Source organism: Onishia taeanensis (assembly GCF_003268885.1).
Lineage (GTDB): Bacteria > Pseudomonadota > Gammaproteobacteria > Pseudomonadales > Halomonadaceae > Onishia > Onishia taeanensis_A.
On sequence record NZ_QLSX01000005.1, the window covers coordinates 198,849 to 211,925 of the forward strand.

Sequence of the window (13,077 nt, forward strand, 5' to 3'; positions counted from 1 at the left end):
TACCCCATGTCTGAGGCCACCCTAGGCGTACATTCCGAAACCGGCATCCTGCGCCAAGTCATCGTCTGCCGACCGGGTCTGGCCCATCGGCGGCTGACGCCCTCCAACTGCGATGCCCTGCTGTTTGACGATGTGTTCTGGGTCAAACAGGCCCAGAAGGACCATGACGTCTTTGCAAGCATCATGAGAACCCGAGGCATCGAGGTACTGGACGTCAACGATCTGCTCGCCGACATCCTCGATATCAAGGCAGGCCGCGCGTGGGTGCTGGATCATCGCATCACCTGGAACCACATCGGCGTGGGCATGGTGTCCGATCTGCGCGCCTGGATGGATGAACTGCCGAGCAAGACGCTGGCCGAGTTTCTGGTCGGCGGGCTGGAAGTGACGGACCTACCCTTCGATCCGTCGGGGCTGTTCGGCAATCATCTCGGACCTTTCGGCTTTGTGTTGCCGCCGCTGCCCAATCTCCTGTTCACCCGGGATAACAGCGCCTGGATCTATGGTGGCGTCACCCTCAATCCAATGTACTGGGCCGCTCGACGGCCCGAAACCCTGCTGATGGCGGCCATTTATACCTTCCACCCAAGGTTTGCCGGCAAGGTGAAAGTACATTGGGGGGACCCCTTGGTCGACCATGGACTTGCCACTCTGGAAGGCGGCGACATCATGCCGGTGGGCAACGGCACGGTGCTGGTGGGCATGGGCGAGCGTTCATCCCCCCAGGCCATCGGCCAGTTGGCCAACGCGCTGTTCGACGGCGATCAGGTACATCGAGTGATTGCCTGCCAGCTGCCCAAGTCCCGCTCGGCCATGCACCTGGATACGGTGTTCACCTGCTGCGGCGGCAATGTGGTGACCACCTTCAAGGAAGTCGCGGATGCTGTGGTCTGTTATGACCTGCGTCCCGGTGAAGGCGGCAAGACGTTGGCGTTCCATCAGGACCCGCGTCATATCTTTGACCTGGTCGCGGAAATCCTCGGCTACCCGACGCTTGAGATAGTGCCCACTGGCGGGGATAGCCCGGAAGAGCGGGAGCGGGAGCAGTGGAACGACGGCAATAACGTACTGGCGTTGAGCCCCGGCGTCGTCGTGGGCTATGACCGCAACGACGACACCAATGCCGCTCTGGAGGCCGCAGGAATCGAAGTATTGGCGATTCCGGGTGCCGAGCTGGGGCGCGGCCGCGGCGGCGGGCACTGCATGAGCTGCCCCACGTCCCGCGACCCTGTCTGATCCTCAAGGAGTACCCTCATGGCATTCAACCTCAAGAACCGACATGTGCTGACGCTGCGCCATTTTACGCCGCAGGAAATCACCTTTCTGCTCAAGCTGTCGGCGGACCTGAAAGCCGCCAAATATGCCGGCACCGAGGTACCGACACTCAAGGGCAAGGACATTGCCCTGATATTTGAGAAGGACTCCACCCGCACTCGGGTTGGCTTCGAGGTAGCGGCCTACGATCAGGGCGCCCGCGTCACCTACCTGGGGCCCACCGGCAACCACCTGGGACACAAGGAGTCGGTGAAAGACACCGCGCGAGTGTTGGGCCGAGTCTATGATGCCATTGAATATCGCGGCTTTGGGCAGGCCATTGTCGAGGAGCTGGCGGCTTATGCGGGCGTGCCCGTCTACAACGGGTTGACCAACGAGTTCCACCCCACCCAGATCCTCGCGGATTTCCTGACCATGCAGGAGCACGTGGACAAACCGCTTCGCGAGGTGGCCTACATGTTCATCGGTGATGCCGCCAACAACATGGGCGACAGCCTGCTGATCGGCGGTGCCAAGATGGGGATGGATGTACGCCTGTGCGCCCCGCAAGCCTGCTGGCCGACTCAAGCCGTACAGGACGAGGCACAGGCGCTCGCAGCACTGACTGGCGCCCGAATCATGATCAGCGACGATATCGATACCGCCGTTGCCGGGGTGGATTTTGTCTACACCGATGTCTGGGTCTCCATGGGTGAGCCCAAGGAGAAATGGGCTGAGCGCATCAAGCTGCTGATGCCCTATCAGGTAAACGCCACTCTGATGGCCAAGGCCGGGAATCCCAGAGTGCGCTTCATGCACTGCCTGCCGGCGTTTCACAACATCGAGACCACCATCGGCCAGGAGATGCAGGAAAGCTTTGGTATCTCCGCCATGGAAGTGACCGAGGAGGTCTTCGAGAGCCCCGCCTCTATTGTCTTCGATCAGGCCGAGAACCGCCTGCACACCATCAAGGCGATTCTCGTCGCCACGCTGGGAGGCTAAAATGCTGGTCGTAGCGGCCTTGGGCGGCAATGCCCTCTTGAAGCGCGGCGAGCCGCTGACGGCAGCAGCTCAGCGTACTAACGTCACCGTTGCCGCCCGGGCACTTGCCGACATCGTGCAAGCCGGTCACCGCTTGGTGATCACCCATGGCAACGGCCCCCAGGTGGGCCTATTGGCGTTGCAGGGGGCCGCCTACAAGCCGGACGAGGCCTATCCGCTGGATGTGCTGGGCGCCGAGACCGAGGGCATGATCGGCTACATGATCGAGCAGGAACTGGAGAACGCGCTCGAGCACGACCGGCCGGTCGCTACCCTGCTGACCCAGGTGGTGGTCGATGCCCATGACCCGGCCTTTGCCCAGCCCACCAAGTTCGTCGGGCCGGTCTATGAGCAGGCCGAAGCAGAGCGCCGGGCGGCGGCGGCCGGCTGGCAGATTGCCAAGGACGGTGACCAATGGCGTCGCGTCGTCGCCTCCCCCAGGCCGCTGGAGATTCCGGATTTACGGGTACTGGAGCTGTTGCTCGCCCAGGATGTGGTGGTGATCTGCACCGGCGGCGGGGGGATACCGGTCGTGCGCCGAGAGGATGGTAGCCTTCTCGGGGTAGAGGCGGTGATCGACAAGGACGCCGCCAGCGCCCTGCTGGCGCGCCAGCTTGGTGCGGACGCCCTGCTGCTGCTGACCGATGTAGCGGCCGTCTACCGGGATTTTGGTACTGACGCTGCCGCCCCGCTGCAGGTACTGACGCTTCGCGAAGCCCAGGCCCTGACCGTACCCGCCGGCTCCATGGGCCCGAAGCTTGCGGCCGCCTGTGACTTCGCCGCCAGCGGAGGCATCAGCGGCATTGGCCGACTTGCCGATGCCGTCGCCATCCTGAAGGGCACGGCGGGCACTCGGGTGTCAGGGTGACCCGATCGACGGCAGTGCCACCTCTTCCTTAGGTGCCAGCTGCGACTGATAGCATTCGAGCAGCGCAGTGGCCTGGGCAACCTCATGCCACCGCCCGGCATAGACCACGGCACGCTGCGCGAGCTCCGAGCTGAGCGCAGGATCTTCCAGCAGTCGATTCACCGTCGCCGCGAACGCCGACTCGTCGTCCTCGGCGACCAGACAGCCCTCACCGTCGCAAAGCACATCTCGGGTGCCCATCACAGCGGTCGAGACCACCGGTGTGGCCAACGCCATCGCCTCCAGCAACACCAGGCCCTGTGTTTCGGTGCGCGAGGCGAACACGAAGACGTCGGCCGCCCGATACAACGCCTGCAGCTCGCCGTCACGCGCGAGATAGCCGACGAAGCGCACCGACGCTTCCACACCCGCGGCTCGAGCCTGGCGCGCCAGCGCCTGGCGAGCCGGCCCTTCTCCCGCGACTACCAGCGTGGCATGAGGATGGCAGGCCAGGACCCGGGGCAGCATCTCGATCAGGAAAGCGATGTTCTTCTCATGGGCCGCCCGGCCGACGAACAGCAAAAGCGGCGCTTCGGCATCAATGTCGAAGCCTCGGCGGGTATCGGCGGCGCTCACTTGACCCTCGCCACCAGCCGCGAACGCCTCCACCGGCAGCCCGGTCGCTACCACCGAAATCGGCCGCGAGACGCCGTAGCGCACAAGCGCCTCGCGCATTGGCGTCGAGGGCGAAATCAGCGCCGCCACGGTCTGGCACTGCCGCACCGCCACTCGCCGCGCCGCGAAGCGCAGAAGGCTCGCGGGCAGCCAGGTGAGGTAGTGATGCAGGTATTCCTCGAACAGGGTATGACAGGTCTCGAAGACCGGCAGCCCGAGCCGAGCACCCAGCGCTCGGCCCGCATAGTGGGCCACGAAAGGCGTGTGTACATGGATCAGATCGAAGCCTTGCGCGGCTAACTCCGGGGCCAGGGCAAGGATGCGCCTGTAGTGCATCATCCGATCTTCGGGATCAGTGAGCACGCCTCGGGAATGGATGCGACGAATGCCCGGATCGTCTTCATGCCCTACTGGGTAGGCCGGGCAGATCAGCGTCACCGAATGGCCGAGGCGGGTCAGCGCCCGCCGAAAGCTCTCGATCGAGGTGGATACACCATTGACCCGCGGGAAGTACACATCCGAGATCATCAGAATTTTCATTCGGCGCCAGGCTCTTGTGGAATGCAATGAGGCAATGCGTCCCAACAGGCTAGCCAAGCGCAGTGACCGGGATGTGACGGCCAGGCGCGAGCAGACTCAAGACGCCGGCCGGCGCTTAAGGCTGGTACGGCGCTCGTGATAGGCGATCGCCAGGCCGCTGGCAATGATGATAAAGGTGCCGATATACACCCACAGATCGGGCATTTCACCCCAGAACCACCAGCCCAGGAGTACCGCCCAGACCATGCCGGTGTAGTCGAAGGGAGCGGCCAATGCCGCTGGCGCATGGCGAAAAGCCAGCGTAATGCAGGCCATGGCGCCGATGCCGAAGACACCGGCCCCCAGAAACCCCAGCCAGTGCAGCGGCCACGGCGCCTGCCATACCCAGGGCAGCATGGCGCCGGTGACCACCAACGGCACCAGCGTCACATAGAAGACCATCGCCCACAGGTATTCGCGTACCCCGTAGCGCCGCGCAGTGATCATCACCAGTGCATAGAAGAGCGCGGCGCCGACCACGACCAGGGCGCCGAGCTGGAACCCCTCTGCGCCTGGGCGCACCACCACCAGCACGCCACAGAAACCGACCACGGCGGCAATCAGCGGCAGTCGCTCGACCCGCTCGCCCAGCAGAGGCACCGAGAGCAGCGTCACGAACATCGGCGCGGCGAAAGCGATCGCCGTGGTTTCCGCCAGCGGCAGCACCGTCAGGCCGAACACGAAGCAAAGCATGGTGCCGGTCGCCAGCAGGCCACGCACCAGATGCACGCCGGGACGCTTGGTCGATAGCTTACGCAGACCGCCGTTAAAGTGCGCGATAAGGGCGATCAGCGGCAGCGACACCAGCGTCCGAAAGAAGATGATCTGGATCGGCGAATGCACGTCACCCAGCCACTTGGAAATCGCATCGCCTACCGAGAGGCAGAACACCCCGGCACACATCCACAGAATGCCTTTCTGCGATGACGACAGCAGCGATGACGACATGCCTCCCCCTTAGACGTGATCTCTCGGTGAGTTGCTCATCCGGCTGCACAGAAACAGTGCAGCACAAAGCCCTAACATACCCGAGCCAAGGGCGAAGAGCGATGCAGGCAGGCACTGGCCCCAGAAACATAACGCCAGGGCGATGTCGGTCGCCCGAACGCCGACTACCGAGGCGATGACCACATGGTCAGCGCCAACATCACCCGCTGCGACGAAACCCTGAGACACATCAAGGCCGTCCCATCAGGCGCCTGCTAGCCTTGAAATAGCCTTCCCCACTGAGCGCCACGTCATGCTAGACGCCTCATCGCCGGTCTCCCGTCTGCGCAACCTGGTACGCGACAATCCCACCCAAGTCCGCTGGCTGGGTGCCGTGGTGGGCATCTTCCTGCTGATCTACTTCCTCCCTGCCGGGTCCGCGAGGTTCGACAACGCGGTGCTGGAGGGCATCCGGCTGACGCACTGGTACGCTCAGGAGCATGTGATTCTCTGCCTGTTGCCGGCCTTTGTGATCGCCGGCGCCATGGCCGCCTACCTGAGCCAAAGCGCGGTGATGCGCTACCTGGGACCCGATGCGCCCATGCCGGTGGCGTTCGGCATGGCATCCGTCTCCGGCACCCTGCTCGCCGTCTGCTCCTGCACCGTGCTGCCGCTGTTCGGCGGCATTTATCGTCGTGGCGCAGGGCTGGGGCCGGCGGTGGCATTTCTCTACTCGGGGCCTGCCATCAACGTTATGGCCATCGTGGTTACCGCCAAGGTATTGGGCCTGGAACTTGGCTTGGCCCGGGCCATCGGTGCCATCGTCTTCGCCGTGGTGATCGGGGTAATCATGCATCTCATCTACCGCCGCGAGGAGCGGTCCCGGAGCAAGGCCAATGCCCGCGGCTTCGGCGATGACGATAGCGGTCGCCCATTGGGCCAGGTGGCGGCCTTTTTTGGGCTGATGGTGGGCATCCTGGTGTTCGCCAACTGGGCGGCCGCCGACAGCCCGGCATGGATGGCTATCTACGCCTGGAAATGGCCGATCACCGCGGCGCTCGCGCTGCTATTCGGTTGGCTGCTGTGGGCACGCTGGAGCTGGCCGGCTCGCTGGTTACTGGCGCTGGGCGGCGCCGTGGCACTGGCGGCGCTGGTCGCACCCGGCGCCCCCGAACTGGCCTTTGCGGTGGGGATCATCGGCCTGATGCTGATCGCCATGCTGCGCGAGGGCGACCGGGAGTGGGCCGGACAAAGCTGGGACTTCACCAAGCAAATCCTGCCACTGCTGCTGGCCGGGGTCTTCGTGGCAGGGCTCCTGCTGGGCCGCCCCGGCGAGGAAGGGCTGATCCCCTCGGAGTGGGTGATGATGGCCGTGGGTGACAATAGCCTGGGCTCCACCTTCCTGGCCTCTCTGCTGGGTGGCTTCATGTACTTCTCGACCCTCACCGAGGTCCCCATCGTTCAAGGCCTGCTGGGCAATGGCATGGGCAAGGGACCCGCGCTGGCGCTGCTGCTGGGCGGTCCCGCCCTGTCACTGCCGAACATGCTGGTGATCCGCACCATCCTTGGCACCCAGAAGACGCTGGTCTACTGCAGCCTAGTGGTGGTGATGGCAACGATCACCGGTTACCTCTACGGTCAGCTATGGCCGTAGCGACTTACTCAAGGGGCATGTCCATGAAACTGAGCATCTACGGCAAGGGCTGCAGGAAGTGCGAACAGCTGACCGATAACGCCAGGGCCGCTGCGGAGGCACTGGGCTTCAGCGTGGAGGTCGAGAAGATCACCGACATGAACGCCATCATCGATAAGGGCGTGATGCGCACCCCGGCCCTAGGCGTGGACGGCGAGGTGGTACTAGAGGGCAAGGTGGCCAGCGCCGAGGAAATACAGCGCCTGCTGAAGGCCTGATCAACCAATGATCAACACTGCAAGGCAGGCTGGCCAGCATCGGCATCCGCCTTGTCCCTACCCAGTGCGAGCCCGGACATGGACAATGGAGCGACTTGTCCTCGTCCGGAAATCACGTCATGCATCTCTGGCAATATGCCGCCATTTTCTTAAGCCTGGCCCTGGCAAGCTATGTCCAGACCCTCACTGGCTTTGCCTTCGGGCTGATCGTGATGGGACTCCTGGCAGCGATGGACGTGCTGCCCATCGAAAGCGCGGCGCTGTTGTGCACCCTGCTGAGCCTGTTCAACAACTCCATGGCCCTTCGAGGCCGCTGGCAACAGGTCGACATGGCTCTGATGCGCCGCCTGCTGCTGTTTAGCCTGGCGATGCTGCCGGTGGGCTACTATCTGTCGATATGGCTGGGGGAGTCCCGTGCGCCTTTTCTCGGCCTGCTGCTGGGGGTGGTGATCCTGATCGCCTGCATCATCCTGATGCGCTCCCCGGCGCCCCGCCAGACACCCTCACCTAACTGGCAGTTTCATGTGGCCGGACTCTTCTCCGGGCTGATGGGCGGCCTTTTTTCCACCAACGGTCCGCCGCTGGTGGTGATGCTCTACCGTCAGCCGATGACGCTGATCGCCATCCGCTGCACCCTGCTGGGCGCCTTCCTGATCATGGGGCTGGCACGCATGGGGCTCTCGCTGCTTTCCCCCGGGCGCGCCGGCGACCATCTCTCCGAGCTGATGATCCTGGGTGCCGTCGGCGCTGTCGTGGTGGCTGGCACGACTGAACTGGCGAGACGGCGGCCACCACCGATTAGTGATCACAACCTGCGCCGCGCCGCCTATGCCATCCTGCTATTGGCCAGCCTCAACCTGATCGGCAAGGGGCTAATGGCCTGAGTGTCGCTCCCGGCCATCACTGACGGGCGAGCCAAGCGCGATCATGCGGTATCATCGGCGCCCCATGCACGAGCCAAGGGTCCTTAATGCCGATTCTTAACAGCATCGTTCACACCATCGACAAGGCCGGCAGCGACGCGCCGGCGACCCTAACACCCGCCGCCGCGGCCATAAACGACTCGGCCACCATGAGCGAGCTGGTGGCCGGCCTCAACAAGGCCTATCACGGCAAGGCCAAGGCGTGGGGGCGCTTCGCCGAAGGCGATGAGGCCGGTGACTTCACCCCACGCCTCTCGGCTTACCTGGCGGATGATCAGGACTTCGTCACGTTCAGCCGCGAGCTCGCTGAAAAAATCACCGCGCTGGTCGACGACCACCTGCCGCTGGGCGGGCATCTGCTCATCGCCCATGAACGCCAAGGCGACACCGACTATCTCTCGCTGGCGCTGCTGCATATGCGCCAGGGCTTCGGTCTGGATGCCGAGCAGAACGTGATAGCGACCAGCCAGCTCAACCTGACCCAGCCCTCGCTTGCCGCACGTATCAACCTGACCCAGTGGCAGGACGATGCCTCGCCGTCACGCCAGTACCTGTCGTTCCTGCGCGATCGTGGCGGCAAGAAGCTCGCCGACGACTTCGCGACGCTGCTGGGCGCCCAGGAGGGCGTAGACGCCTCGAGCGAAACCCGCACCCTGCTCAAGGCCTTCAGTGACTATGTCGAGCAGGAGGATCTGCCAGAGGAGCAGAGCCGCGAGAAGACCGATGCGGTGATCGACTATGCCAGCGACCAGGCCAGCCGCGGCGAGCCCATCACCCTCGACGAGCTCTCCGAGTTGGTCGACGAACAGCAGCCCAAGGCCTTCTATGACTACATTCGTCAGCAGGACTACGGCCTGTCACCGGAGATCCCGCCGGACAAGCGCGCCCTCAATCAGTTCCGCCGCTTCACGGGGCGTGCCGGCGGCGTGTCGATCAGCTTCGACTCGCATCTCCTGGGCTCCAGCGTGGAATATGACGCGGATCAGGACCGACTAATCATCAAAAAGGTGCCAACGGGACTGCGCGACCAGCTCCAGAGGAGCTAGACGCCAGGCAACGTCTCAGCACCCACAACGGGTACATATTGCCCAGCAGCAGCCCTCCCCCGCGCGAGGTTGACTACGCTTCATGCATAGCCTGTGCATTCGCGCAGGCTCGGGTTATAGAAAAACAAACGAGAAAAAACCCGGCACCAGGGTAGTCAGCACAGGGATAGCCAGCCAGGAGGGCAAGCTATGAGCCGTATTTTGATCGTCCAGGGCCACCCAGACACTACCCGGCCGCACCTTTGCCATGCGCTGGCCGACCAGTACCGGGAAGGGGCCGAATCGGCGGGGCACGACGTGCACCAGATCACCGTCACCGAGCTTGATTTCCCACTGCTTAAAAGCCAGCAGGATTGGGAGCATGGCGTCCTGCCCGCCGCGCTTGAGCCCGTCCAGCAGGAGATCAAGTGGGCCCAGCACCTGGTGCTGATCTTCCCGCTGTGGCTTGGCGGCATGCCGGCGCTGGTCAAGGGGTTTCTGGAGCAGGTGGCGCGCCCTGGGTTTGCCTTCGAGTATCAGGACAACAACCCGCTTGGCAAAAAAGGACTGACGGGCCGCTCGGCGAGAATCCTGGTGACCATGGGCATGCCGGCATTGGTCTATCGTCACTTTTTCCGTGCCCACAGCGTCAAGGCACTGGAGCGCAACATCCTCGGCTTCGTTGGATTCATGCCGATTCGTGAAACCCTGATCGGCAGCGTCGAGACAATGAGCGACAAGACCCGCCTGGCCTGGTTCCGCAAGCTGCGGCGGTTGGGCAAACGCGCCGAGTAGCACGAGCATCATTGATGAGCCGACACCGGCCGGATCCGTGATCACCTGCCAGCAGAGCCGTATAAGACAACCCCGGGCATGCGGTCCCGCTCCCCGAGCTTGGCCATACGCTTGCGTTGCCGGCAGGCAAACCGCAGGGTATTGCCATGTGCACTTGATGAGAGCGGACGATGAGCGACGGCAAGGTGGTATATATCACAGGTGGCGCCCAGGGCATCGGCCGAGGCATGGCGCTTTGGCTGCTGTCGCGAGGTTACCGGGTGGTGATCGCCGATCTCGACCGGGAGGCAGGTGAGGCCTGCCTGGCTGAGCTTGGCGAATGCGTGAAGGGGCAAGCGGCCCCCGGCGATCCCGAGGCCCTGAGCTTCCAGCAGGTCGATGTGACCGATGAAGATCAGGTCAAGACCAGCCTTGCAGAGACCCTGACCCGCCACGGGCGGATCGATGGAGTGATCAACAATGCCGCCCTCGCCGATCCCTTCCTGGGGCCTATCGAATCCTTGACGCTTGAGAGCTGGCACAAGGTACTCGACACCAGCCTGACCAGCACGTTTCTGACCACCAAGCATGCGGCGCAGACCTTGCGTAAAAGCCAGGGGGCGCTATCATCAACATCGCCTCGACCCGGGCCCTGCAATCCGAACCCGACACCGAGGCTTATGCCGCTAGCAAGGGCGGCATCGTGGCGCTGACGCATGCCTTGGCGATGAGCCTTGGCCCAGCGGTGCGCGTCAATGCCATCAGCCCAGGATGGATAGAGGTCGGCGAATGGCAAAAGCCGTCGCGTCGCCAGACAGCCAAACTGAGTGTCGAAGACCACGCACAGCACCCGGCCGGGCGGGTCGGCGAGCCACGCGACATCGCTTCCATGGCGGCCTTTCTGCTCTCCGATGAGGCGGGTTTCATCACCGGCCAGAACTTCGTGGTCGACGGCGGCATGACGCGAAAGATGATCTATGCCGAGTAGGCATGGCCTCGACTGCCGCCCCTGACTCCCGCTCTCGTCAGTTGGCGAATGACTCCGCACTAACGCATCCGACGCCCTGCATCATCCGCTACGGGTTTCATCCATAAAGGGCGCTACATCACAGCGCCCTGCTCTTTTCAATGATAAGCAGTCTGCGATACAAGCACTCAGCGATAAAAGCGTGACAGCGCCTTGAGGACTTCCTGAGACGTCGACGCGTCAGGACGGGCCGCATTGAGCGGCTGCATCTGATAGTCGTACACCTGGAAGCGGCCAGTCGGCTCGACGTCCACCTGGCGATCCGGCAGCAGAATGCCGTAGCCCATGTAGCTGCCAGAGAGCATCCAGTCCTTCGAAGAAGCCCCCTTGATCAGGTTATGTCCCAGCGTATAGCGCTGTGGGGCAGCCTCACAGCCCAGCACCTCTTCGAGCAACGTCGGCGCAATATCGGCATGCTGAGTACGGTAGTCGATCTCGCCCCCCGAATGCCCTGGCAGATGCATGACCAAGGGCACCTCGACCTGCTCACGGGAGTAGTTGCTGCCGTGTCCCCAGTAGTTCTTGCCATGCTCGTTGAAGGACTCGCCGTGATCGGCGGTGATAACCACCGCCGTGTTTTCGAGAAGACCGCGTACCTTCAGATCATCCAGCACTCTGCCGAGCTGCTGGTCCACATAGTGAGCCGCAGTGCGATAGCGATTGAAATAAGGCTCGGCATCGAAATCAGGGCCCAGCGCCAAATGGTTAACGGTCTCCCAGTAAGGCGTGAAACGCGGAAAATCTGGCGGGCTGCTATAGCCGTGGACGGCATCGAAGAACAGGAAGCCGAAGAATGGCCGTTGATCATTACCTGGCTCGTCACGTTGAGCACCGCTCTGGCCATCGACCTTGTCATTGCGTGCGTTCCACGCCAGCCAGTCCTCGGTGATCTGTTGATCGCGCTCCCAGGGTTCGCCCTCAGCGGGCGACAGGGAGACATCATCGAGCCCCGAGAATACGTTGCGATCAAAGGCAGGACTGACCAGGGTGGCCGACGACAGCACCTTGAAGCGGTAATCCTGGGACTCGAGGGTGTCCAGCAGCACCGGCGGCTGTTGGCTCGCCGTGAAGGCATCCCAGTAGTTCACCGGCAGCCCATAGAAGAGGCTGAACACGCCGGCTTTGGTGGAATTGCCACCGCTGAAATGCTCTGAGGCACTGATCCAGCCGGGGCTATGGGCATAGCGGTACAGATTCGGCATCACTGTCGGGTTGAGCATGTCGTGACGCAGGGTGTCGATCACCACCAACATGACGTTCTCCGGTGATTCGCTGGCACGACACGCTAGCGGGGCAAGAGGATAATTGAGGCCATGGCTGGCCTTGGACGACGCGCCCAGCTCAACGTTATCGCGAACTGCCTGCGCATCGACCCAGCCCTGCTCGATAAAGAACCGCTTGGCGGTTGCCGGATAGAACAGCGGAAAATGGCGGGTCATGGCCGTGATTTTCTGGTCATAGAAGGCATCCGCCCAGGCATGCCAGCCATGTACGCCCACCAGTGCCAGGAAGGTCAGCACAAACGCGAATCGGCTGGCGCCACCGGTGCTGCGCTTCTTGAGCACGCGCCCAAGAACGCCCTGCAGCACCAGCATGCCCAGAATCCCCGCCAAGGTGATCGAGATGGCCACCCATGAGAAGCTGAAGACGTCTCCGCCAGCGTTGACCAACAGATCGAGGATGAAGCCGCTCAGGTGGAAACGGTATTGATCGTAGACCAGCGTATCGAGCAGCAGCAGCAACTGCAGCGAACTGGCCCAGAGCGTTCCGAATAGCCACATCACCCGCCCACGCACCAGCGGTGCGAGCACGAAAAGCGGCAGTGCACCCAGCCATACCAGCAGCGAGATATGGCCTACAAAAACAAGCCCCAGGTAGCCCCACTGAGCAAGCCCGCTGGGTTCGATGTAGTCGACATAGCGACTGGCGATCGACCAGGCCAACAGCATATTGGCCAGGGTCCAGGCGCCTATCCAGCGCCAGCGAAGAAAGAGAGTAGAACGCATGATGGGAAACCGGAAATGACAGTCGAGGCACGCCAGACAGTGACAGCACGATTTGCTTGAGAATCACTGCGAGAAAAACGATTAGCAT

Annotated in this window: 13 protein-coding genes; 10 read left to right on the forward strand and 3 right to left on the reverse strand. The window is 62.9% G+C overall.

Translation table 11 applies throughout. The annotated features are described in order from the left end of the window. The first annotated feature begins 6 nt into the window (after positions 1-6). Genes BCL93_RS08925 through arcC form a run of 3 tightly spaced genes read left to right on the forward strand, consistent with a single transcriptional unit; the run spans position 7 to position 3,163 of the window. A complete protein-coding gene (locus BCL93_RS08925) occupies positions 7-1,236 on the forward strand; it encodes an arginine deiminase (protein ID WP_112054926.1) in 1,230 nt (409 codons plus the stop codon). A gap of 18 nt (positions 1,237-1,254) precedes the next feature. Beyond that, positions 1,255-2,256 carry an ornithine carbamoyltransferase gene (gene argF / locus BCL93_RS08930; protein WP_112054927.1) on the forward strand — a complete coding sequence of 334 codons (1,002 nt, stop codon included), beginning with the start codon at positions 1,255-1,257 and terminating at the stop codon, positions 2,254-2,256. A gap of 1 nt (position 2,257) precedes the next feature. After that, the gene (arcC, locus tag BCL93_RS08935) at positions 2,258-3,163 is read left to right on the forward strand and encodes a carbamate kinase (protein ID WP_112054928.1); all 906 of its coding nucleotides are present in this window, start codon (positions 2,258-2,260) and stop codon (positions 3,161-3,163) included. Here arcC and BCL93_RS08940 read toward each other — a convergent pair. Both BCL93_RS08940 and BCL93_RS08945 read right to left on the reverse strand, forming a co-directional pair. Beyond that, positions 3,155-4,357, reverse strand: coding sequence for a glycosyltransferase (locus tag BCL93_RS08940; protein WP_112054929.1), 1,203 nt, complete (start codon positions 4,355-4,357; stop codon positions 3,155-3,157). The genes arcC and BCL93_RS08940 overlap by 9 nt on opposite strands. Before the next feature lie 96 nt (positions 4,358-4,453). Then, positions 4,454-5,344: a DMT family transporter gene (locus tag BCL93_RS08945; RefSeq protein ID WP_258396211.1), complete on the reverse strand. Its 891-nt coding sequence runs from the start codon at positions 5,342-5,344 to the stop codon at positions 4,454-4,456. Positions 5,345-5,636: 292 nt separating this feature from the next. Here BCL93_RS08945 and BCL93_RS08950 point away from each other — a divergent pair, with 292 nt between their 5' ends. From BCL93_RS08950 to BCL93_RS17465, 7 genes are all read left to right on the forward strand, one after another. Then, on the forward strand, positions 5,637-6,977 hold the full coding sequence (locus BCL93_RS08950; RefSeq protein WP_112054930.1) for a permease: 1,341 nt from the start codon (positions 5,637-5,639) through the stop codon (positions 6,975-6,977). A gap of 23 nt (positions 6,978-7,000) precedes the next feature. Then, positions 7,001-7,234: a thioredoxin family protein gene (locus BCL93_RS08955; RefSeq protein WP_112054931.1), complete on the forward strand. Its 234-nt coding sequence runs from the start codon at positions 7,001-7,003 to the stop codon at positions 7,232-7,234. Positions 7,235-7,353: 119 nt separating this feature from the next. Then, positions 7,354-8,118: a TSUP family transporter gene (locus BCL93_RS08960; RefSeq protein WP_112054932.1), complete on the forward strand. Its 765-nt coding sequence runs from the start codon at positions 7,354-7,356 to the stop codon at positions 8,116-8,118. Between the two features lie 86 nt (positions 8,119-8,204). Beyond that, positions 8,205-9,203, forward strand: a complete 999-nt coding sequence (gene yejK, locus BCL93_RS08965; RefSeq protein ID WP_112054933.1) for a nucleoid-associated protein YejK — start codon at positions 8,205-8,207, stop codon at positions 9,201-9,203. Between the two features lie 189 nt (positions 9,204-9,392). After that, complete coding sequence (locus BCL93_RS08970; RefSeq protein ID WP_112054934.1) at positions 9,393-9,977, forward strand: NAD(P)H-dependent oxidoreductase; 585 nt, start codon at positions 9,393-9,395, stop codon at positions 9,975-9,977. 170 nt (positions 9,978-10,147) lie between these two features. Further along, positions 10,148-10,669: an SDR family NAD(P)-dependent oxidoreductase gene (locus tag BCL93_RS08975; RefSeq protein ID WP_258396213.1), complete on the forward strand. Its 522-nt coding sequence runs from the start codon at positions 10,148-10,150 to the stop codon at positions 10,667-10,669. After that, the gene (locus BCL93_RS17465) at positions 10,609-10,944 is read left to right on the forward strand and encodes an SDR family oxidoreductase (RefSeq protein ID WP_258396234.1); all 336 of its coding nucleotides are present in this window, start codon (positions 10,609-10,611) and stop codon (positions 10,942-10,944) included. Before BCL93_RS08975 ends, BCL93_RS17465 begins: the two co-directional genes overlap by 61 nt. A 167-nt stretch (positions 10,945-11,111) precedes the next feature. Here BCL93_RS17465 and BCL93_RS08980 read toward each other — a convergent pair whose 3' ends face one another. Then, positions 11,112-12,989 carry a DUF3413 domain-containing protein gene (locus BCL93_RS08980; protein WP_112054935.1) on the reverse strand — a complete coding sequence of 626 codons (1,878 nt, stop codon included), beginning with the start codon at positions 12,987-12,989 and terminating at the stop codon, positions 11,112-11,114. Positions 12,990-13,077: the final 88 nt, after the last annotated feature.